The 22,520-nt window shown below is 46.3% G+C and carries 20 protein-coding genes; 12 read left to right on the top strand and 8 right to left on the bottom strand.

The window, feature by feature from the left end:
* Positions 1–14: 14 nt before the first annotated feature.
* The 4 genes from folP to WCK19_RS04805 all read right to left on the bottom strand — a co-directional run bounded on the left by folP (position 15) and on the right by WCK19_RS04805 (position 2,534).
* Positions 15–884: a dihydropteroate synthase gene (gene folP, locus WCK19_RS04820; protein ID WP_342396231.1), complete on the bottom strand. Its 870-nt coding sequence runs from the start codon at positions 882–884 to the stop codon at positions 15–17.
* A 345-nt stretch (positions 885–1,229) separates the two neighbouring features.
* Positions 1,230–1,433, bottom strand: coding sequence for a hypothetical protein (locus tag WCK19_RS04815; protein WP_342396230.1), 204 nt, complete (start codon positions 1,431–1,433; stop codon positions 1,230–1,232).
* Between the two features lie 34 nt (positions 1,434–1,467).
* Positions 1,468–1,851 (bottom strand): ribosome silencing factor, encoded by a 384-nt coding sequence (gene rsfS, locus WCK19_RS04810; protein WP_342396229.1) that lies wholly within the window; start codon positions 1,849–1,851, stop codon positions 1,468–1,470.
* Between the two features lie 83 nt (positions 1,852–1,934).
* Positions 1,935–2,534 (bottom strand): ferritin-like domain-containing protein, encoded by a 600-nt coding sequence (locus tag WCK19_RS04805; RefSeq protein WP_342396228.1) that lies wholly within the window; start codon positions 2,532–2,534, stop codon positions 1,935–1,937.
* Between the two features lie 262 nt (positions 2,535–2,796).
* On the opposite strand from WCK19_RS04805, the gene galK reads away from it, so the two are divergent.
* The 4 genes from galK (at position 2,797) to WCK19_RS04785 (ending at position 5,984) form a co-directional block, all read left to right on the top strand.
* Entirely contained in the window at positions 2,797–4,011 is a 1,215-nt protein-coding gene (gene galK, locus WCK19_RS04800; RefSeq protein WP_342396227.1) for a galactokinase, read from the top strand.
* Positions 4,004–4,615, top strand: coding sequence for a guanylate kinase (locus WCK19_RS04795; RefSeq protein WP_342396226.1), 612 nt, complete (start codon positions 4,004–4,006; stop codon positions 4,613–4,615). Before galK ends, WCK19_RS04795 begins: the two co-directional genes overlap by 8 nt.
* A gap of 81 nt (positions 4,616–4,696) precedes the next feature.
* Positions 4,697–5,386, top strand: coding sequence for a hypothetical protein (locus WCK19_RS04790; protein WP_342396225.1), 690 nt, complete (start codon positions 4,697–4,699; stop codon positions 5,384–5,386).
* 19 nt (positions 5,387–5,405) lie between these two features.
* Complete coding sequence (locus tag WCK19_RS04785; RefSeq protein WP_342396224.1) at positions 5,406–5,984, top strand: Uma2 family endonuclease; 579 nt, start codon at positions 5,406–5,408, stop codon at positions 5,982–5,984.
* Between the two features lie 3 nt (positions 5,985–5,987).
* Here the strand turns inward: WCK19_RS04785 and uvrB are convergent, their stop codons facing one another.
* Positions 5,988–8,027: an excinuclease ABC subunit UvrB gene (gene uvrB, locus WCK19_RS04780; protein ID WP_342396223.1), complete on the bottom strand. Its 2,040-nt coding sequence runs from the start codon at positions 8,025–8,027 to the stop codon at positions 5,988–5,990.
* Between the two features lie 296 nt (positions 8,028–8,323).
* Here uvrB and tssD point away from each other — a divergent pair, with 296 nt between their 5' ends.
* The 5 genes from tssD (at position 8,324) to WCK19_RS04755 (ending at position 11,701) form a co-directional block, all read left to right on the top strand.
* Positions 8,324–9,010, top strand: a complete 687-nt coding sequence (gene tssD / locus WCK19_RS04775; RefSeq protein ID WP_342396222.1) for a type VI secretion system tube protein TssD — start codon at positions 8,324–8,326, stop codon at positions 9,008–9,010.
* A 286-nt stretch (positions 9,011–9,296) separates the two neighbouring features.
* Positions 9,297–10,046: a metallophosphoesterase family protein gene (locus WCK19_RS04770; RefSeq protein ID WP_342396221.1), complete on the top strand. Its 750-nt coding sequence runs from the start codon at positions 9,297–9,299 to the stop codon at positions 10,044–10,046.
* Between the two features lie 93 nt (positions 10,047–10,139).
* Positions 10,140–10,592 carry a universal stress protein gene (locus WCK19_RS04765; RefSeq protein WP_342396220.1) on the top strand — a complete coding sequence of 151 codons (453 nt, stop codon included), beginning with the start codon at positions 10,140–10,142 and terminating at the stop codon, positions 10,590–10,592.
* Between the two features lie 15 nt (positions 10,593–10,607).
* On the top strand, positions 10,608–11,018 hold the full coding sequence (locus tag WCK19_RS04760) for a TrkA family potassium uptake protein (protein ID WP_342396219.1): 411 nt from the start codon (positions 10,608–10,610) through the stop codon (positions 11,016–11,018).
* A gap of 14 nt (positions 11,019–11,032) precedes the next feature.
* On the top strand, positions 11,033–11,701 hold the full coding sequence (locus WCK19_RS04755; protein WP_342396218.1) for a TrkA family potassium uptake protein: 669 nt from the start codon (positions 11,033–11,035) through the stop codon (positions 11,699–11,701).
* Between the two features lie 72 nt (positions 11,702–11,773).
* Here the strand turns inward: WCK19_RS04755 and WCK19_RS04750 are convergent, their stop codons facing one another.
* Positions 11,774–12,730: a hypothetical protein gene (locus WCK19_RS04750; RefSeq protein WP_342396217.1), complete on the bottom strand. Its 957-nt coding sequence runs from the start codon at positions 12,728–12,730 to the stop codon at positions 11,774–11,776.
* A gap of 257 nt (positions 12,731–12,987) precedes the next feature.
* On the opposite strand from WCK19_RS04750, the gene carB reads away from it, so the two are divergent.
* Both carB and WCK19_RS04740 read left to right on the top strand, forming a co-directional pair.
* Positions 12,988–16,248, top strand: a complete 3,261-nt coding sequence (carB, locus tag WCK19_RS04745; protein ID WP_342396216.1) for a carbamoyl-phosphate synthase large subunit — start codon at positions 12,988–12,990, stop codon at positions 16,246–16,248.
* Positions 16,249–16,472: 224 nt separating this feature from the next.
* On the top strand, positions 16,473–17,903 hold the full coding sequence (locus WCK19_RS04740; RefSeq protein WP_342396215.1) for a hypothetical protein: 1,431 nt from the start codon (positions 16,473–16,475) through the stop codon (positions 17,901–17,903).
* 1 nt (position 17,904) lies between these two features.
* Here WCK19_RS04740 and WCK19_RS04735 read toward each other — a convergent pair whose 3' ends face one another.
* Both WCK19_RS04735 and ppc read right to left on the bottom strand, forming a co-directional pair.
* A complete protein-coding gene (locus WCK19_RS04735; protein ID WP_342396214.1) occupies positions 17,905–18,411 on the bottom strand; it encodes a DUF1648 domain-containing protein in 507 nt (168 codons plus the stop codon).
* Between the two features lie 71 nt (positions 18,412–18,482).
* Entirely contained in the window at positions 18,483–21,398 is a 2,916-nt protein-coding gene (gene ppc, locus WCK19_RS04730; RefSeq protein WP_342396213.1) for a phosphoenolpyruvate carboxylase, read from the bottom strand.
* A 318-nt stretch (positions 21,399–21,716) separates the two neighbouring features.
* Here ppc and WCK19_RS04725 point away from each other — a divergent pair, with 318 nt between their 5' ends.
* Positions 21,717–22,487, top strand: a complete 771-nt coding sequence (locus WCK19_RS04725; protein WP_342396212.1) for a hypothetical protein — start codon at positions 21,717–21,719, stop codon at positions 22,485–22,487.
* Positions 22,488–22,520 lie beyond the last annotated feature (33 nt).

The raw sequence follows: 22,520 nt of genomic DNA, 5'->3' as shown, positions 1-22,520 counted from the left end.
TTTGGGGTTTTGTTTCACTGCATGTAACTGCGAGTTATAGTATTTGCGAGACGAACCACACCCATTATTTCCGGTATATCGTGAACCCTGACAATATCCGCGCCTTTTGCAATCGCAATTGCCACCGCTGCTGCCGTTCCTAAAACCCGCTCGTGGGGCGGCGGCGGTTCCTGTCCCGTCTCTACCATGCCACGTCCTATAAATCCTTTACGCGAAATCCCTACCAGCAACGGCAAATCCAGAGTCTTGAAAGTACGCAAGTTATTCAGCAGTTCATAATTTTGCTCTATGGTTTTGGCAAAACCGAAACCGGGATCAATTATTAATTTATCGCGAGCTATGCCAGCAACTTCAAGTTCTGTAACCCTTAGTTTAAAATATTCAAGCAATGCGCCCACAACATCACCGTTGTAATCAGTCATTTGCTGCATTGTAGTAGGCGTACCGCGCATATGCATTGCAATCACTGGAGCACCTGTTATAGCTGCTAATTCTTGCATTTGCGGGTCTTCCAAGCCATGTATATCATTAATTATATTTGCGCCGGCTTCAAACGCAGCGCGAGCGACTTCTGGTTTATAAGTATCAATTGAAATAGGCAAATCGGTTACAGCCACAATAGCGCGAATAGCCGGGATAACTCTTCTCAATTCTTCTTCTGCCGTAACCGGGTTAGAATGGTATGGATTGGTGCTTTCACCCCCAATATCGAGTATATCCGCGCCATGTTCCGCAAAAGTTCTTGCCTGCTTGATAATTTTTTCAAGGTCAACTCCCAACCCATCGCCGGAAAAAGAATCGGAAGTGAGATTGAGAATACCCATAACATAGGCGCGTTCGCCCCAGACAAAAGTCTTGCCTTTTACAGTTAACTTGCGTTTCATTTATCGAATTACCGCCCGCCTTTTACCTGATACTCTTGCAGTAGTATAGCTTTATACTTATCAAAGTCTGTATAATCATCATGTAATCGGTTCTAAATAAGGATAAAAAAAACTCTACGCTGAGCCAGCACATAGCCAGCAACTAAACGCAGAGTACCTCATCTAGCTAGAAAAAGAGCGCATCCGTTTCCAAAGACTAGCTCACAAAACCGAGATTATTGCTACAAAGATACAGGAAAAGCTAAGCATGTTTGTAACAATTCTTACGGAAGGGAACAACGAACAAGTTACAACTCACCCCAAACGGCTTTGCAAGCGCATATACAGCAAGTTAAACCTTCTGAGTTATTGCAATAACCAGCGAGGGTCAAACTTCTGATCATTACGGTGCAAAACTTTACGGATTAGACTAATAAACAAACGCGCCAACACAGCAGCAAGCGCACCAACTGCTACCCCTAATGCGCCACCTATTAAAACCCCCGTGAGAAGTTCCTTACCGTTTTCGGGATGACTGCTTATTTTTGTGGTATTAGTTTCTTTACTCATATTGCTCCCTAAATCGTTATTCCCCATTCCCCGCTTATTGTACCACAAGCACAGTTTGCGCACCCGACCAGAGTTTATCCAATCGGTAGTAATCTCGCTCGGTTGGAGTGAATACGTGAACTATTACATCGCTATAATCCAGCAAAACCCACCGACCTTGATCCATGCCTTCCCGGTGTGACACCATAACTTCTTGTTCTTTCAAACGTTCTTCAATATCACGTGCGATTGCCTTAACTTGTCTTTCGCTATTACCGCTGCAAATTACAAAGTAATCAGCAAGTATTGAAACATCCCGTATGTCCAGCAAAATGATATTGCTGGCTTTTTTGTCCTCAGCTAATTCAACAATTAACCGAGCCAATTCATTCGATTCGATAGTATCTACTCCTTGGTAACGAAAAGGACGAACGCACAATGAGTCGCTCGCCCTATATAAAACTATTCCGGCACCTCATTTACGCCAAAACAGGTGTAAAGCAGCATGCCTTTAAACTCCACTTATGATTTATTGCTATCGCCGGCGGGCGTACCGGACGAATTAGTGGAAGCACTGGAATTTTCAGGGTCAGCGGAGCGACGCCGAATTACGAAAACTGCTGCACCTGCCCCAAGGGCTGCCAGCCACACCAAACGCGGCAAACCTAAAAACTTACCGCCTTTTTTCTTCTTCTGTAATTCGGTAACTTTTTGATCCAATTTGGTCACATTATCCACGGTATCGGCGAGATGGCGAGCCAGCATGTTCACCAATCCCTCATCTTTAGTATTTTTAAGGATTCCCTTATAATCACCAAGGGCTTCGCGCTCTTTTTTCTGGAGCAATTTAATTGCATCTAGGGCTGTCCGAGATGTAGCTACAGATTCCCATCCTTTTTTAAGAGTATCACGCAAACCGGGAGTGGGATATTTTCCGCCCAACTCTTTTAACTTTGTTCCGGCGCTGACTGCATTCGTTTCATGTTTAGAACTGAGTTCGGTAAAGAGTTGCTGTAAATCCAGTTCTTTTGCTTTGCTGGCAGCTACTGCCAGAGCGTTAGCTGCTAAATGCTCGCCCTCTACCACTTTACGCAAGGTTTTCTTAAGATTTCCGTTAGCCATTTTTCTATTTCTCCCTTCGACTGTATGCCACATAAAACCGCACAGCCAAGTATTTATAGCTTCCCGGCGTTACCATCATATAGTTTCAAGGTCAACAGCAAATCCAACTCTTAACCTTATACATAATAAGTTTACCCTATAGACTCCTAAATTGCAAACATAATGAGCTTGCGCCAATAATAATTTTTCGGTTCAGACCGTAGTGAAAGTCAAATAATAGGTATAAATGCAGAGTGTATTCAAACTCGCTATAATAAAGGCTATGCAAGAATCAATTAGAATAGAACAAATAAGAATTGAATTCAAGAAAGCGTTTGGGATAGCCCCATCCTTTATAGCACGCGCACCGGGTCGCGTCAATTTGATAGGTGAACACACCGACTATAACGGCGGGTTTGTCCTACCCGTAGCAATTGACCGCAGTATTTTGATAGCAGTTGCGCCCGTTATAGGTGTCCGTCGCTTTGAATTGGTATCGCTCGAATACAATGATAGCGTAACATTTGAGCCTGCAAATCTGGAACCCGTTGTCGGTAAAGTGCCGCTATGGGCTAACTATGTGCAAGGAGTGATGTGGGCGTTGGCGCAAAAAGGGTTACTGGATTTAAACGAGCCACCGGGAGCGCGATTGTTGATTCAGGGCGATGTGCCACGTGGAGCCGGTTTGAGCAGTTCGGCGGCTCTTGAAGTTGCCTCCGCATTAGCTTTCTTACATTTGGCTGGCAGCAGTTTCGAGCAGGTGCAAATGGCGAGGGCTTGCCAAAAAGCCGAAAACGAATACATCGGAGTTAAAAGCGGCATAATGGATCAGTTCATTTCTGCAATGGGCGAACCTGACTCGGCTTTGCTAATAGATACTCGTTCGCTCGACTACCGCACTATCCCGCTAGGACTGGAAGAACTCGGTTACAAAATCGTGGCGGTAGATAGCGCAGTACCTCGCACCCTCGCCGGAAGCGCGTACAACAAACGGCGCGAAGAATGCGAAGAAGCTGCCAAAATCCTTTCAAAGCAACTAGGCTTGCCTAACCGTTCTCAATTGCGTGACATCAGTCTTTCCGACTTCAACGAACAAGCCGAAACATTACCGGAAACTTTGAGAATGCGCGTCCGCCATGTAATCACCGAAGACGCACGAACGCTTGAAGCAATTGAACGCATGCAAGCCGGTTTCACAAATCCTGCCAACCTCCGGCGTTTTGGCGAGTTGTTAAACGCCTCCCACACCAGCCTGAGCGATGATTACGAGGTTAGTTGTGCGGAGCTTGATTTGTTAGTTGATTTAGCGCATGCTGTACCAGGCGTAATCGGCGCACGTATGACTGGAGCCGGCTTTGGCGGTTGCACCGTTAATATCGTAGCAGCTAATAGCTTGCCAGATTTCGAGGAAAAGGTAGTACAGGAATACCGACAACGCACAGGTTTAAATGCACAGAGCCATATTTGCAAGGCAGTCAGGGGAGGTGAAATTGTCTGATTACATAGGGCAGGAAAACCCGCTTCTCATAATTATCAGTGGACCCAGCGGAGTAGGCAAAGATGCAGTAATTGATGAATTAAAGCAACGGAAAATTCCCTTCCATTTCGTGGTTACTGCTACCACTCGCCCTAAGCGACCGGAAGAAGTTCATAGCAAGGATTACTGGTTTTATACCCCTGAAGAATTTTATCAATTGCTAAAATCGGGAGAACTGCTTGAAAATGCAGTAGTCTATAACAATAGCTACGGTGTACCTAAACACGATGTGCGCGATTCGCTAAACCGTGGGGAGGATACTATTCTACGTATTGATGTACAAGGGGCAGCGCACATCAAGCGGGTAGTACCAAATGCCCTTTTTATTTTCATCGCGCCTCCCAATTTTGAAGCCTTGATAAATCGTCTGGGTAACCGTAATACCGAAACGCCCGAAAGCCTCAACCGCCGCTTAAGTACTTACCATACCGAAATGAAAGCCATACCAACATTCGATTACGTAGTGATAAATCACGAAAGCCTCCTGTCCGAAACCGCTGATAAAATTATAGCGATTATCACTGCCGAGAAGCTAAGAACCAACCCACGCCGTGTAACGCTCTAGCGAAGGTGACACTAGCGGGTTGCCGCGTTTACCAATAAATATTTATAGCTGGCTTTTATAGGCTAGAAAGTTTTTTCCTCAATGGAGCCAAAAGGCAAAATTATCGTTCTGGAAGGGTTAGACGGTAGCGGTAAATCGGTGCAGCATAAGCTGTTGCTGGAGAAATTAACGTTACTTGGCAAAAAAGTCGCCAGCGCGGATTTCCCCGATTACGATTCCTTTTACGGTAAATTGGTAGCACGCTATCTCAATGGCGAATTTGGCGATGTAATGGAAGTAAGCCCCTATATCTCCTCGTTACTATATGCAGAAGACCGCAAAGATTCGGCAACAAAGCTATGGAATTGGCTAAACAATGGCTATATAATACTAGTTAATCGTTACGCCAGCGCCAACATGGCTTATCACAGCGTGAAATTACCGCCAGATAAGCGTGCAGAATTTGTGGAATGGGTCAAGCAACTCGAATATGAAACCCATAGCGCCATACCTCGCGAGGATTTGGTAATCTTTTTCAACTCGGACGTGGCTGTAGCGCAAAGTATGGTTGACCGCAAGGAAGCGCGTAGCTATACCACACACCAACGCGATATTCACGAGCGCAATAGCGGTTATCTATCCGAAGTAGCGCAAATGTACTTACAATTATGTGAGAGTGAACCGCATTGGGTGCGCCTTCATGTAATTGACCAAGCCAATGGAAATATGTATCCGCCTGAACAAATACACGAGCGCGTTATCGCCGTATTGCAAAAACGCCACTTGCTATAAATAATCAGGAGTAGTTTTAATGGCTTTACTTTCAAGATTTAAGGAACTTAATCGTACTTATACCTACGCCGAATTTGAACAATTACCCGAATTTGATGAACCTGTCGAACTAATCGAGGGGAAATTGGTTGAAAAACTGACCGATGATAAGCATTTGCTGATTGTTAGCAACCTCTCTTTTTACATCTCATCGTTTGATCAGCAACGTCGCCTAGGACGTGCATGGGTAGATTCTGCCTTCAAATTAAGTGCATACAACGTGGCATTGCCAGAATTGGCATATATTACCACCGAACGCTTGCCTAAAGGGGTGAGCAAAAGCGCGTTGACTGTGATTCCTGATCTCGTGCTTGAAATATTAGCGCCTGTCGAAACTTCTACCAGAGAAGGCACTATTGTCGCTTGCGCCCGAATAAGACGCTATCAGGTGGCAGGGGTACGCCTGATATGGCTGGTTGACCCTGTTAGCAAAGCAATCGAGGTTTTTCAGCCAAACAGCCTTGAACCAATCGCTTCTCTCACCGAAAAAGACATGCTCGAAGGTCACGAGGTCATACCCGGTTTTACTCTCAAAGTTAAAAAGCTTTTTGAAGAATAAACCCTACAATATGTTCTTTCTGGGCTGGATAACCGGGTCCTCATCAATAATCAGGCGGCGCAATTCCACAATCTGATCGCGAAGCAACGCCGCTTTCTCAAATTCAAGTTGCTTAGCAGCCGTTCTCATCTGGCTTTCAAGGTCTTTTACCAGCCGCATAATTTCGTCTTTTGGTAGCGCACCGGGCAAAGCATCTCCGGCTTCTGTGCCAGTCCCATATTCGGCGCGGTTCTCAGCCACCGCCCGTACCCGATCGGTAATATCTTTAATCTCTTTAATAATAGTAGCAGGTTGGATGTTGTGTTTTTCGTTATACTCCATCTGAAGCGCACGGCGGCGATAAGTCTCATTGATAGCGCGTCTCATAGAATTGGTAACAGTATCGCCGTACATTATCACCAGACCCTCACTATGGCGAGCAGCGCGTCCTACAGTCTGGATTAAAGAGCTTTCAGAACGTAGGAAACCCTCTTTATCCGCATCCAGAATCGCTACCAACGATACTTCGGGTAAATCCAAACCTTCGCGTAATAGATTGATGCCCACCACAACATCATAAATGCCAAGCCGTAAATCCCGTAGAATCTCTACACGCTCCAGCGTTACAATATCGCTGTGCAGATATTGGGTTTTGATTCCGGCTTCAATTAAGTAATCCGCTAATTCTTCCGCCATACGTTTGGTGAGAGTTGTTACCAGCACACGTTGGCGTTTCCGTACCCGCGCCTGAATCTCGCCTAATAAATCATCAATTTGGTTGCGAGTGGGGCGCACGCTAATTTCAGGGTCGAGCAGCCCGGTAGGGCGAATTATTTGTTGCACCACATTTTCTTCGGCGGTATTTTCCGTTTCGTAAGGTCCGGGCGTAGCGGAAACGAAAATCACCTGATTAGTATGCTTTTCAAACTCTTGGAAAGTGAGCGGACGATTATCGGCAGCGCTTGGCAAACGAAAACCGTAATCAATCAAGGTCAATTTGCGCGAGCGGTCACCTCCGTACATACCCCGCACCTGTGGCAGCGAAATATGCGACTCATCAACAAACAAAAGGTAATCATCCGGGAAGTAATCAAGCAACGTCCAAGGCTGGTCTCCCGGAGCGCGGCGTGCCAGATGGCGCGAGTAATTTTCCACCCCGCTGCAATAGCCCGCCTCTTCCAACATTTCCAAATCATAAAGAGTACGTTGCTTCAGACGGGCTGCTTCCAGCAACTTGTCATCTTCTTCCAATTCTTTAACACGGGCTTCAAGTTCATCCCGAATATCCTGAAGAGCCAGCTTTACTTTCTCGGCAGAAGTTACAAAGTGTTTGGCAGGGTAAATATCCACCGAATCCAATTCACGGAGGATTTCACCTGTAAGAGGGTCCACCTCCGTGATTCGCTCTACTTCATCCCCGAAAAGCTCGACTCTGATAGCCAATTCTTCGTAGGAAGGGTAAATTTCTAGCGTATCGCCCCGCACTCGAAAAGCGCCGCGAGTAAGGGACATATCGTTGCGGTTGTACTGCACATCCACTAAGTGGCGCAAAACGCGGTCTCGTCGGATAGTCTCGCCCTTACGTAATTGCACCACCACTTTGCCATACTCATCAGGCGAACCCAAGCCGTAAATACATGAAACGGATGCCACAATAATCACATCGCGCCGATCCATCAAAGCGCGGGTAGCAGCATGGCGTAATTTATCAATCTCTTCGTTAATATCCGCGCTTTTTTCAATATAAGTATCGTTGCGGGGAATATAAGCTTCAGGTTGGTAGTAATCGTAATAGCTGACAAAATACTCGACTGCGTTATTAGGAAAGAACTCTTTAAATTCCTGATACAACTGGGCAGCCAGCGTTTTATTATGCGCCAAAATCAAAGCGGGACGTTGTACTGCCTCTATTACATTTGCCATAGTAAAAGTTTTGCCGCTACCTGTAACACCAAGCAAGGTTTGGGCTTTCACCCCTTTTTTCAGGTGATTCACCAACTTTTCAATTGCCTGCGGCTGATCTCCGGTTGGCTTAAAATCGGATACTATCTTAAAATCGGGCATAACTGCTCCCCTCTCTCGCGTTCTATCAATATCAGCGCAAAAAACCTTTAAACAATATTATCTACGAGAAATCATAATAACGCCAATTGTGCGAGCTAAAGATGTGAGTTAGACCATAGAAAATTTGGGTTTCATACCCTATACTTAAACAATACCTTGATGGAAACCAAAAGAACCTTGTAGAGGTTTTTGTTATTCAAGAAATAATCGGAAACCCGCGGCGCTCCGTTGGTTTGAAAACCGTTGGGAATAGCTGATTTCAAACAAGAGACAACACCACTAAGGAGGTAACAGAAATGGGACTCATTTTTTCTGGCAACAAATTCAAGTTGAGATTTTGGGGCATTTTGCCCGCAACGGTTCTAACTCTTTCCTTATTGCTGGCGGCATGCAGCGACAACTCCTCGACTAGCAGCCCCACAACCACTACCAGCGCTACCACAAGCCAAGATAACGGCGATAGTCTCAACCCACTGGTCAGTAAGCTCGCAACCAACAGCATTGCTCGCTTCTACGTTACAGTGGAAGGCACGAAGCAAGGTAAGTTCAAGGGCGAATCATTGCAAAGTAAAAATGCCAACAAAATAGAGGGGATTCGCTTTAGCTATGGAGTCACTTCTCCTCGTGATATTGCAACTGGTCAGGCTTCAGGAAAGCGACAACACAAGCCAGTTACTTTCACCAAAGAATGGGGCGCTGCTACCCCACAATTTTTCCAAGCTGCCACTACAAACGAAGTGTTGAAATCAGTCCTGTTTGAGTTCACTAAATCCAACGCGAATGGCGAGGAATATGTGTACTATACGATTAAATTAACCAATGCGACTGTATCTAATATCAATTACGCTGAAGATAGCTTAGCTAAAAGCGGAGATCCAAGCAATGGACTGGCATTGGAAGAAATCTCGTTTACTTTCCAGAAGATAGAAATAGAGAACAAAGATGGTAAAACAATGGCTACGGATGATTGGACATCCCAATAATCCAAGCACCAGCGCTTACACGGAAGCCTCGCCCCCGATGTGCAGGGCGGGGTTTCTTTTTTTGCTTTCGCTTGAAACAGTAATTAAATGTCACAAACCGCATCGACAGCAACAGACCTAGTAACAACTATACTATTTTTAATCTGCATGTAATTGAGCATGGTGTAAAAGTATGTTATATTCATTTGCAAATGATAGCAGCGCTCTGGTAATAGCGTTATCTGCATCGAACACAAAATCAGTAACAGTCCCACTGTAACTGTTTATCTAGGAAGTTTGCGATATTATGCGCTTCGGGCTTATCTCGGACATACATAGCAATTTAGCTGCTCTTGAGGCTGTATTAAAAGACCTTGGTAAGGTAGATGGCTTGCTTTGTGTAGGCGATATTGTCGGATACGGACCTCAACCTAACGAAGTAATCGAGCGAATACGCGAATACGAGTTATTTACTATACTCGGCAACCACGATATGGCAGTGCTGGGATTGCTCGAATTGCAAGAATTTAATCACGATGCGATTGAAGCAAACCTCTGGACCCGTGAGAAACTTACCAAAGAAAATTGGGAGTGGTTAGAGTCACTAAAAACCAAAGCGAAATTTGACGAAAACGTTACGTTAGCGCACGGTAGCCCACTTGAACCTGTGTGGGAATACCTCACCACGCCCCATGCTGCTTCAAGAAATTTTCCTGAATTTGATACTCCGCTTTGTTTCGTAGGACATACTCATTTGCCGCGCCTGTTTCGCATGCTCGATGGTAAGCGACCCGGTACTAATCTGCCCAAAGTAGAAATGCATATACCCGACCCGGGTCAAACCATTATCATCGGTTTCGGACGGTTAATTCTCAATCCCGGCAGTGTGGGACAACCCCGTGATGGAGATTCTAGAGCTTCCTATGCCATCTACGATGATGTAGAAGAAACTATAGTTTTCAAACGGGTGGCTTACGACATCAAACGAACCCAACAATTGATGCAAGACCAAGGTTTACCTCAACGCCTGCTTATGAGATTAGATTATGGCCTTTAACTCCACCTTCTCAAAAGTGCTATACTAGTTATAGGATAGGGTTTTTGATTCTATCAAATCTTTACGCTGACACTATCAAGGTATTCTAAGAAAATGGTCGAAACTAATCTAATTGATGGCACAATATTAGTGCCACTTTGTGGCAAATTTTCCGAAACAGAAGTATTGCGACAAGCAGCGTTAGCAGCAAAACGCAACAAAGCAAAGCTTTATGTCGTCCACGTTATTGTTGTGAAACAACAACTTCCACTCGAATCCGAAATGCCCGAACAAGTAAGACTTGGTGAAAAGGTACTAGCTGATGCCGAGCGTATCGCTCATGAACACGGGGTACGGATCGAAACTGGTATGCTGCAAGCCCGTTCTGCCGGAGTCGCAATCGTAGAAGAGGCTACTGACCGACAAGCGGACTTAATAATGATGGCGGTTAATTTTCGGACACGTCTGGGTGAGTTTAATATGGGTAAAACCGTGCCTTATGTTTTGAAAAATGCCCAATGCCCTGTCTGGATCTATCGGGATTCACTTAATAGAATTCAACAATAACGGAGTATTCCAAATATGAACTTCGTAATACTGGGTTGCGGGCGTGTTGGCGCACGAATGGCAGCAACTCTGGACAATATGGGACATCACGTAGCAGTAGTTGATAAAAACGCCGATTCTTTTAAACGTCTTCCTTCCGATTTCAAGGGTAAAGAGGTTGTCGGTACTGGAATTGACGAGGATGTGCTGCGCCGCGCCGGTATCGAAGAAGCCGATGTTTTTGCTGCTGTCACCAATGGCGACAATACCAATATTATGGCTTCGCAAGTCGCCAAAGAAATTTTCAATGTGCCAAGGGTCATTGCCCGCATCTATGACCCGGTGCGTGAGACAACCTATCATATGCTTGGGTTGGAGACGATTTGCCCTACCACCCTTATAACAGCGCAGATGATTAAAGACGTTTTACCCGATGAGTCAGAGTAAGTGAGGAAACTCTAATGTATATAATAATCGCCGGGGGCGGTAAGGTTGGGCGATACCTGACCGAAGCGCTGGTTAACGATGGATACGAAGTGCTACTCATCGAAAAGATTAAAGCCAAAGTTGATATGTACACCGAACAACTTGGTGGAGTAGTGGTACAGGGCGATGCTTGCGAAGCGCAGGTGTTGATGGATGCAGGTTCTGCCAGAGCAGATGTAATTATTGCCGTTACCGGGGATGATGAAGATAATCTGGTCATTTGCCAAATGGCTAAACGCAAGTTCGGGGTAAAACGTGCTATTGCGCGGGTTAACAATCCTAAGAACGAAAAAATCTTCCACAGGTTGGGTATTGATGCAACGGTCAGCCATACCGATGCTATCCTGAATTTAATAGAACGACAAATTCCACTCCATTCGATTTGCTCTATGATGAATCTGCACGACTCGAATTTGGAACTGGTGGATGTGGTTATAGAAGATGACTCGCCAGCGATTAATCGAGCAATCAGTACGCTTAGTATGCCTGCCGAAACTTCTATCCTGATTATTGTGCGAAACGGTAAAGTTATTGTGCCACGCGGTGACTTGGTTTTGAACCGACACGATGAGGTTCTGGTAATAGGTCCAAAACAAACGGAGAAACTGGTGCGGCAACGATTACTTGGTAATGAACAGTATTAGCAATTACAGTTCGTAAGGGGACGCTTTAGATTGCGCCCCCTTTTTATTTGCGACAGCGCCCGGATTAATAACTCATTTTGTAATTCCATTCCATCCGGTTAGTCGTGCAGTTAGCCACCACCACGCCTGAGCTACTCTCTGTGAACCTTGCTCGTTCAGATGCCCACCATCAGAAGAATAATCGTTAAACAATGCCAGATAATTATTATCGCTAACAGCCTTGCCTGACGGTTCATGACTCTCAATATCGGCAATATCAAACAGGATTTTGTTATTAGCTTTAACGTAATCCCTCACCAATTTATTGTACTGGTCTCGAATCTGATTGCCATCGGTCATAAGCGGCATTGTCCACCACACGAATTTAACTTTAGGATATTTCGTTTCAAGGTAGTTCATGCCGTTTCGGTATGTTTCCCATATTTTTGAGGCAGAAGCGGTATTGTCCACGAAACAAAACTTCATCATGGCTACCTGTACCCGGTCAGCGTAGCCTTCATTATCAAATAACTCTTTGAAGCCTGCAACTTTTGAGGCAGGGTCTTCATTTTCGCCTCTGGTAAACCCACCCACCCCATTATTTTCAAGATACCAGTTCGGTTCTTCCACATCGGCAGTGGTAAGGCTGTAACGGTCAGGATTACTCTGCGCGAGTGCGTCCAAGCCCTCCAGCACGTTATAACCCACCGACTGATGGTTAAACAGGATTTTCAGATTTCTAGCGCGGTCAAGATATTGCTGTGGTATAAGCGAATTAGAAGCATCAATAGCGCTGGAATTGATTGCAAAACCACCCGACCCAATCACCGTTACTTTTGGAAGGGGGTTAGGCGTAACTGTTTCATCGGGAACAGTTTCGGCAGCGGTAGTTTTAACCGAAACGATAGTTTCCTTCGTAACATTGTTTTTGGGTGTAGTAGTTTCGGGAACGCTAGTTGGGGCGGCAGTATCGCCGCAAGCGGAGAGAGTAATACTTAACAATACCAGAAGTACACAAGCAACGGAAAGATAATAGCGATATAATTTCATGTGAATATCCTCCTGAATAATATTGATATAAAGTAAGTTTTTCAGGTTTATCACATTAATTATAAGCAATTCAGGAATACTCTCATATGATTCAGCACACTACAGCCCTTTAAATGAGGTATTTCGACCAGAACATCTTATTTTTAATCAGGTTCTGGAATTTGTGAATAAATTGCCGATTCTTGTTATAATAGGCTGATTTTAGGGCAGAGCCGCCCCGCATATAATACTTTAGGTCTTAAGGCGAACGGGAGAAAATGAGCGTTAAAAAAGTGCTGGTAATTGGCAGTGGACCCATCGTAATCGGGCAAGCTGCTGAGTTCGATTACGCGGGTACCCAAGCCTGCCGCTCTCTGCGAGAAGAAGGCATTGAAACGGTGCTGGTTAATAGCAATCCGGCTACCATTATGACCGACGAGGGCATTGCAGATGTAGTTTATATCGAACCGTTGACAGTCGAATCCCTCACCCGAATCATCGAGCAGGAACGACCTGACGGAATACTACCTACGTTGGGTGGGCAAACCGGGTTGAATATGGGCGTGGCATTGTATGAAGCGGGAGTATTGGACAAATATCAGGTGCGCTTGCTCGGCACCAGCGTGGATACAATCAAAAAAGCCGAAGACCGCGAGCTTTTCAAACAGGTATTGCTGGACATCAACGAACCCGTAATCGAAAGCGACATCGCCAGCGATTATGATTTCGCTATGGAAGTCGGCAAGAGCATAGGCTTACCCATCATCATTCGCCCCGCCTATACGCTAGGCGGAACAGGCGGAGGCATTGCCCGCACATGGGAAGAATTAGACCACTTTATCAAAAGCGGCTTGAGCGCCAGCCCGATTCATCAAATTCTGGTTGAAAAATATCTAGGTGGCTGGAAAGAAATAGAATATGAGGTGATGCGCGACTCGAATGATACCTGCATCACCATCTGCAATATGGAAAACATCGACCCGCTAGGCGTACATACCGGCGATAGTATTGTGGTTGCCCCTTCCCAGACTCTTTCCGACAAAGAATATCAGATGCTCCGTTCCGCCAGCATCAAAATCATTCGCAAACTGGGGATAGAGGGCGGTTGTAACGTCCAGTATGCACTCGACCCCATCTCCTTCCAGTATTACGTAATCGAAGTAAATCCGCGCGTCAGCCGCAGTAGCGCACTTGCCTCCAAAGCTACGGGTTATCCGATTGCACAGGTAGCCGCTAAAATCGCCATTGGCAAACGTCTCGATGAAATCCAGAACGCCGTGACCCGCAAAACGCAAGCAGCCTTTGAGCCTGCTCTTGATTATTGTGTGGTCAAAATCCCGCGCTGGCCCTTCGACAAATTCCCCACCGGAGACCGCAGCATCGGTACACAGATGAAAGCCACCGGCGAGGTAATGGCAATTGACCGTAGCTTTGAAGCCGCTTTCCAGAAAGCAGTGCGTAGCCTCGAACTCGGCGGCAAATCCCTTATGTGGGAAGAAGCCGAATGGAGCAAAAAAGTTGAGGGCGAAGAAGCGTCCTACTGGAAATATATTGATAAAGCGAATGACCGCCGTATGTGGGCAGTTTTCGCCGCCTTGCGCCGCGATGAGACCATCGAAGAGCTATATGCCCGCAGTAAAATTGACTACTGGTTCCTACGCAAATTCCAGTTGCTAGTTGAGATGGAACGGCGCATGCTCAAAGAACCGATGACCTCCAACCTGTTGCGCCAAGCGAAACGTTTGGGCTTCAGCGATGACCAGATTGCCGCGCTTACCGATGACTTGCCGGAAAGAGTGCGTGAAATGCGTCATCGTCAAGGCATTGTACCTGTCTATAAAACGGTAGATACCTGCGCCGCCGAATTTGAAGCGGTAACGCCTTATTTCTACAGCGCGTATGAGGAAGAAAACGAAGCCCCGGCTATCACCGGACCCAAAGCGGTGGTTATCGGTAGTGGACCTATCCGCATCGGACAAGGAATTGAGTTTGATTATAGCAGCGTACACGCCGCATGGGCTTTGCAGGAAGCGGGTATCCAAAGCATCATGGTTAACAGCAATCCCGAAACAGTCTCAACCGATTTCGACACCAGCAACCGCCTTTATTTTGAAGCACTGGATGTGGAAAGTGTGATGGATATTCTCGAAAACGAAGGGCAGGATTTATCCGAAGCGCCCGGTAACACTATGAATATTCCTCCCTTGATTCTCCAATTCGGCGGACAAACTGCCATAAACCTAGCTGAACCGTTATCGCTGGCGGGTGCGCCGATTCTCGGTAGCAGTTTTGACAGCATTGATATTGCGGAAGACCGCAAGCGTTTTGAAAATTTCGTGGCAGGGCTAGGCATCAGCCAACCCCCCGGCGCAACCGTAAATTATTACATGGATGCCTTCAAGGTGGCGGAAACTGTCGGTTATCCGGTGCTAGTACGTCCTAGCTATGTACTAGGCGGACGGGCTATGGAAATCTGCCATAACATAGAAGACCTCCAACGCTATACTAGTACAGTGGTTAATATCAGCGAGAAACACCCGGTGCTGATTGATAAATACCTTGAAGGCAAAGAAGTCGAGGTTGACGCTATCTGCGATGGACAGGAAGTGCTTATTCCCGGCGTAATGGAACACATCGAGCGAGCAGGTGTACACAGTGGCGATAGCTTTGCAGTTTATCCGGGCGTAAACCTTTATCGCCATGAGGTTGATACCATTGTGGATTACACCACCCGTATTGCGGTAGGCTTGCAAGCAAAAGGGCTGATTAACATCCAGTATGTAATTTGGCAGGGACAAGTCTATATTCTTGAAGTGAACCCTCGCGCCAGTCGCACCGTACCGTTCCTGAGCAAAGTTACGGGCGTACCAATGGTTAAAATCGCCACCAACATAATGCTTGGGAAAAGTCTGCAAGAGCAAGGCTACGCCCCCGGTTTGTGGCCCAAACAGCCCCTAGTAGCAGTAAAAGCCCCTGTCTTTAGTATGGCGAAACTCTCAGGAGTAGATACCGCACTTGGACCCGAAATGAAATCCACCGGAGAAGTGATGGGCGTGGATTTAACCTATGCGGCAGCAATGCACAAAGCTCTCATTGCCGCCAACATGAGTTTGCCCAAACCGGGCGCAGCAATATTATTCAGTATCGCAGACCGCGACAAAACTGAAGCCATCGAACTTATTCGCGATTTAGCCGAGATTGGTTATCACATCTACGCTACCGCCGGAACCGCTGCAATGCTCGAAAATGCCGATTTAACCGTGGATGTAATCGCCAGCAAACTCGGCACAGGGCATCCCGATACGGTTGAACTTATCAAAGGCGGGCAAGTAAAAGCGGTGGTCAACACTATTAGCGGGCGGAGACGACCATTGCTGGATGGCTTTGAAATTAGGCGAGCCGCAGTTGAAAATGGTATTCCCTGCTATACCTCGCTGGATACTTTCCGCGCTGCCGTTGCTGCGGTCGCTGCCGCACACAACGAGGGTGCAGACTATAATATCAAACCGCTCTCTTGGTATCGCCAGAAAGAGCATTGAGCAGATTCGCTCAAAATAAAACATGACGAGGCAATTCAATCAAAGATTTCGGGTGAAACATTAAAATGAGCCTAGATTAGAACAAGGGGCTTAAGCCCCTTCCTGAAATCACCCCTAATCGAAGCTAAAAAGTGTCCTATTGCAAACTTATGTATAGTGGGCTAAAATGCGATAGGATGCTTATAATCAACCAGATTGTAGTTTTGTAAAGTTATGACCGCCTAATGCCCGACAATTTGAGCGGCAGAGACACCATAGAAAATGATAAAACCTCGCCCGAACAGTCTGAGGAGTTTTTGTATTTCTACGACAGTTCCGCCGATAGCGGAGACCCACCGCCAGAAGCGCGTAAATCTCGCTCGAAAATCCGCGAAGCAATTCGCTCTGTTTACGGAACTCACCCTTTACCGACTCCAGAACCGGAACCTGAATATACGCCACCCCCTGAACCAATTCTGACACCTGACCGAAATGAATTGGCGCGTCTCATCCATGCACAAGTGGATGCAATGGTAGAGGAAGCGCGGGAACTGGCACATAATAGCCAGAAAGAACAGGCGCTTAGAATCCTAAGCCATGCTGTTCGCATTGACCCTGAGCATTCGATGGCATGGACATGGTTTGGCGGGTTGCTAATAGACCGCAACCCCGAACGCGCTTTATACTGTCTGGAACGCGCCTACACCCTTGACCCGGATAACATCCGCGCTGAGAAAGGGCTGGAATACATTCGCGAGATTATGTACCCGCCCGAACCTGAGCTTGAACCAGAATTACAAGAACAACCTGAATATACACCTGTACCCGAAGAAATGGCGTTGGTCAAGGTTGAGGAAGAACAGGCGTTGTTAGTAGAACAACCCGACCCTTCCAACATCAAAATCGGGATGAGCGAGGCATTGGAAATCTGGCGTGAAAAATACCCAGATTTACATGCAGATGACCTCCCAGTTGGAGGCGCACGGGTCACTAAACCACGTTGGAGACGTTCCCGCAAGAAAAAAACGCCTCAACTTCATTACCGATTAAAACTATCTATCGGATTGCTGCTAGGTTTAATGGCTTTCTCAATACTCAGCATGTGGATTTTAGTAGCGCGTCCCAATTTTGAAGCGCAGCCTAAACCCATTCCTACTCTTGCACCTATACCTACTCTTACGCCAATTCCCACTCTCGCACCCACCGCCACGCCACTTCCCAACGCAGAAGAAACCTATGCCTTGCGATTGCGTGGTCAATTGGAACGCTATAATTCATTCCTCGAAAGGTCAAAAGAACTTTATCGCCAATTTGACTCAGGTAAATTGCGTTGGGAAGAGCTTAAAAAGGGCTATCACGATTTACAAGGAGAAATAAAGGAGCAGAAAAAGCGAGTTGATGAACTTGCCGGACCGACTACACCACAGCTTTTAACAGTGTACAAGAACTTGCAAGAAATCTCGCTAGTCTCTATAACCGCCATAAATTATACAGTTAGCGGTACCGACAATATCTCTGATGAAGACCTGAACGAAGGTACGCGACAGCTAAAACGGGTAAACGGTTTGCTGGTAAGTTTGGCACAACAACTCGATACAGTTGCGCCATTGCCCACACCAGCCGTTACACCTACCCCCGATATAACACTCACATCAAACCCAACACCCGCTAACTAAATTACCCGCGCACTTTTGCCATCCTGATTATATAGATTAGCAAAGTGCCAAACACCATCACCAGAAAAATCGGCAAGAACCATACACCTAACCCGGACGAACGCCCGAAAGATACTTCCAATCCTTGCCAATGGATATAAAAAAATATGGCGGCAATTTCTACCCTTAGCAGTAAAAGCATTTGCCGTGCCAACCGATACTGACCAGCAGCGTTTTGCGGTGTAATATTCCATGGATAATTGAAATAATGCGGAATGCGGCTTACCAGCATCAAACTCAAGTAGAGTATAGTTAGGATAATCGGCACTATTAAGAAAGTGCCTTTTTCTCCATAACCGTCAGGCTGCCCCACTGCATTAAAATGAGTCGGCACACGCTCAGGCAAACTTCCCCAAGAGTTGATAGTCAAGCCAATTGTCAACCCAACCAACCCAAGCCCTGCTACTTCCAGAATTTTTTCGCCGGAATTGTAGTTCAATCGCAAAACCGGACGTTTACTGGTTGCCATCTTCTCATCTTCCTTGTCTTATCAAGGGCAATATCAATCTTTTAAAGTTACGTGCCATACCGGGCAAAGTTTCAACCGGTGGTCTGTACCCCCGCCGCTATCCCATTAATACTGTGCAAAATTATATCAAGTATCTTTTCAAATTCTTCGCGATCCTGATCAATGGCAAAATTATCTAGCGATTTCTGCCGAAGCCTTTTCAGCAAAGCCACCTGCACAAAACTAATCGGGTCAATATAGGGATTGCGCAACCTGATGCTGCGTTGCAAGACCGGGATATTATCCAGTAGGGTTGTCTGCCCTGTTATGAGCATCACCGCATCGCAAGTTCGCTTATACTCGGTTTCGATTAATTCCCAAATTTCCTCACGCACCTTCTCATCCGTCACCAGCGTAGAATAGAGCCGGGCAATTTCTAGGTCAGCAGCGCCCAAACTGCGTTCCGAATTCAACAGAATGGTCTGGAAAAAGGGCCAACCATTGTACATTTCCTGCAACAAAGCTAACCGGTGTTCGTCCGGTGTATCACTACCATCAGGATATAAATAGTTATGTAAAGCTGAACCCACGCCATACCATCCCGGCAAATAATGGCGATTCTGTGTCCAACTAAAAACCCAAGGGATTGCTCGCAAATCCTGGATGCGTCCGGTAGCACGCCGACTGACAGGACGTGAAGCAATATTCAAACGCCCGATTTCGTTTATAGGAGAGGCTTCAAAAAAGTAGCGGGCAAAATTTGGATTTTCAAAAACCAAACCGCGATACGCTTTGAAAGCCGTTTCAGACATCGCTTCAAGAGACGCAAACCACTCCTCTTCTGCGCCCGTTCGTAATGCGCGGGTTTGCGGACTGAGAGTAGCTTTGAAAACCGCATTGGTAACTTGCTCAAGATGGCGATGTGCAATTTCAGGATTGGAATACCGCGCAAAGATTACTTCGCCCTGCTCAGTCATCTTGAGTTTGCCGCCCAAGCTATGCCTTGGTTGCGCCATAATCGCCCGGTTTGCCGGACCTCCACCGCGTCCGATTGCGCCACCACGCCCGTGGAACAACCTCAGATCTATGCCCTCCTCTTGGCATACCTTCGCCAATTGTCGTTGAGCTTTATACAACTCCCAGTTAGCAGTAAAGAAACCGCCGTCCTTGTTACTGTCGCTGTAACCAATCATAATTTCTTGCAAGTAATTGTAACCAGCGAGAGAGCTACGATAAAGTGATGTTTTGAAAAGCTGCTGCATAATATCCGGGGCGCGGCGCAAATCCTCGATGCTTTCAAAAAGCGGCACAATATGCAAATCGCAGTCAATAGTGGCGGAAGTAGGGTCGAGACGCGCCAATCCTCCCTCCTTTGCCAGCAGCAACAAAGTTAAAACATCGCTAGGTTGGTTAGTAAAACTGATTACGTAGTTTTCGCAAACCTCGCGGTTAACTTCAAGCTGCATCCGGCGCATTACCCGCAAAGTTTCCAACACTTCCTGAGTATCCGGGCTATAATCGGCATCAGAGATAACCAACGGGCGAGGGTCTCCTAATTCCCGCTCCAACAAGCCATATTTTTCGTCTTCAGACAAATCAGCATAATGGTCACAAACACCCGCCAACCGTAGAATCTCAGCTAACGCAGTAGTATGGCGTAAACTATGCTGCCGAACTTCCAGACCGGCAAGATGGAAGCCAAAAACCTGCACCTGCGTAATCAAATCAGCCAACGCGCCGTCCGCGATACGACCACCCCGATTCTCACGAAGACTCTCATCCAGTAAGGCAAGGTCGGTCAGAAACTCGACTGGAGAGAAGTAGCGGTAATCATGTTGTCGAGTAATTGCTAGACCTGTTCCCGCCTGAGAGGGTGGAATGCCAGCTTTTATAGCCTCCAACTCAGTATCATAGGCAGCCTGATTGAGTTCTATAGTGCGCTCTAGGCGTGCCAGCATAAAATTGATTTTTTGGCGATAAACCTCAAAAATACTTTGTTTCTCGAATTTTATAGCTAGGTCGGGCATCAGGCGGCGATCACACACCAACGAATCGAGTAACGCCTGATTAACCTTAATAAGGCGTAGGCTAGGCGACAATTCTTCAGCAAGACGCTCTAAGCTGCCACGATATAGTTTGAGAATCGTTTTTTTCTGCCAGCGGGAAGTCATCGCAGTGATTGTAGCAGTAATATGCGGGTTACCGTCACGGTCTGCCCCAGTCCAATTATTAAAGCGTAGGAAAGTGGGAATTATAAAAGACTCATTCGGGTAATAGCGTAGCAGAGCTTTCTCAAGGTCGCGATACAGGCGCGGAACCATAGGATAAAGCGTACTCTCGAAATAGTAGAGAGTATTGGCAACTTCATGGAGCGGAGTAGGGCGAGAAGCACGAATTTCGTCAGTTTGCCACATCGAGGTTACAACCCGACGTAATTCTTCCTCAAGAGGCTCCCTCTCAGCGTGGGGAGTTTCGTTAGAGGCAAGACTAGCTACAAGACGATTAATATTGCGAAGGTGGTAGAGGTTGGCGCGACGCCTACTTTCTGTAGGATGGGCAGTAAAAACTGGCTCAACAAGCATGCGACTCAACAAGCGGCGAATCGATTGCGCTCCCACACCCTCCAGCTTTAACTCTTTCAGTGCCATTGCTATACTCTCGCTAGGCGGTTCAGGGTAATCAGAACGCTCACGCTGTGTTAGAGCAATCAAACGCGCCCGTTCTTCTGCCAGATTTAACAAGTGGAAATAAAGCGTAAATGAGCGCACCAGCGCAAAAGCCATAGCAGGGTTGAGATTTTCCATCTTCTCCATGATACGGTTTTGTTTCTCCTCGCTCCAATGAGAGCGCAATTCAATGCTGTACTTGCGTACTTCTTCGACTTCTTCTAGAAGCGTATCGCCTACCTGTTCGCGCAAAACATCACCCAGAATCGAGGCAAGGCTACTTACCAGCGCTCTCAGCCTTTCATCTAGGCTCTGAATATCTCGTTCTCTCTCACCACTCATAAAACTGCTCCCCAAAAAAAAATAAAAAAAGACGCGACATCTCGCGTCCTCGCTGAGAAAAATAATTTTACTGATTTTACCGCATAAATTGGGCTTTGGTAAAGAAACAGAGTAAGTTGTTCTAACCCTTTATTGCGCTCGATTACAAAATCTATAACTTTAGGTTTATACTTCCCAAGGTTTTACATCAGGATTTTACCAGCCAGTAAGGCTACCATGCCCACCGCGCCAGAACCTTCCACAATATAGCATTGCTAATATAAGTTTGTAATATTGTAGCACATGCTATAATAAAACAGTTAAAAGGAGGTAACGGGCATGGCAGAAAAACCTAACCAATCGGATAGCAAGCCATTTAGCCCCACCGATGGGCAGAGCGAGTCGGTGGAAGCAAAAATACTGCCCCTATACACCAGTACCGGAGAACGCGGTGAGACGGTACTTGCCTGCGCTATGTGCAAAACTCCTACGCCTGTAGAAGAATTAACCGTTACCTCTAAAAGTCGGTGGAGTTACGACACATCACTAGTAGTATGCCCTGATTGCCTAGAGCGGATGCAGATAGAGGTTAATAAACAAACCTCCGGCGGAGACTTGATTATGGCATCAGTTTGGGGCTTGATTGCCTTTATTATAACTACCGCCGCGCTTGGTACGCTTATCTGGTTAAACCGCTCCGAAACATTTGAGGCAGTCTGGGGTTACATCGGGGCATATTTACTGGTTATACCCGGCTTTGTAATCGGTAAAGCTATCTATTTCGGTTCAGACCGTCACGACAGCACGGCACAGCTTTGGATAGCTATGGGTTACACTGCCTTAAGCCTGTTGATAACCAACTATATCAATCAAATCAGCTTTGTAAACCTCGCGCTGGATATTGCTCGACCTGATGGACATGCGCTGGCATATATAGACCCGTTACCCTATTTCACCAATTATATTATTCAACCGTTGTTTGATTTGTTAGTCAATGAACCGCTGGTACTTCTTTTCGTTCTGACCGGTACAACGCTAGGTCTTACAGTTGCATATCTTAGCAGTGGCGGACCTCGCCTTTATACTCGACCTTTCAAAAGTGAGCGGTAGCTTACTTGAATAGAAAGTTTACACACCTGAACA

The sequence above is a fragment of the Candidatus Chlorohelix sp. genome (assembly GCF_037138995.1).
In the GTDB taxonomy this organism is placed as follows: domain Bacteria; phylum Chloroflexota; class Chloroflexia; order Chloroheliales; family Chloroheliaceae; genus Chlorohelix.
The sequence above is the reverse complement of the archived record's forward strand: the minus strand, read 5'-3'. Positions and strand labels throughout refer to the sequence as shown.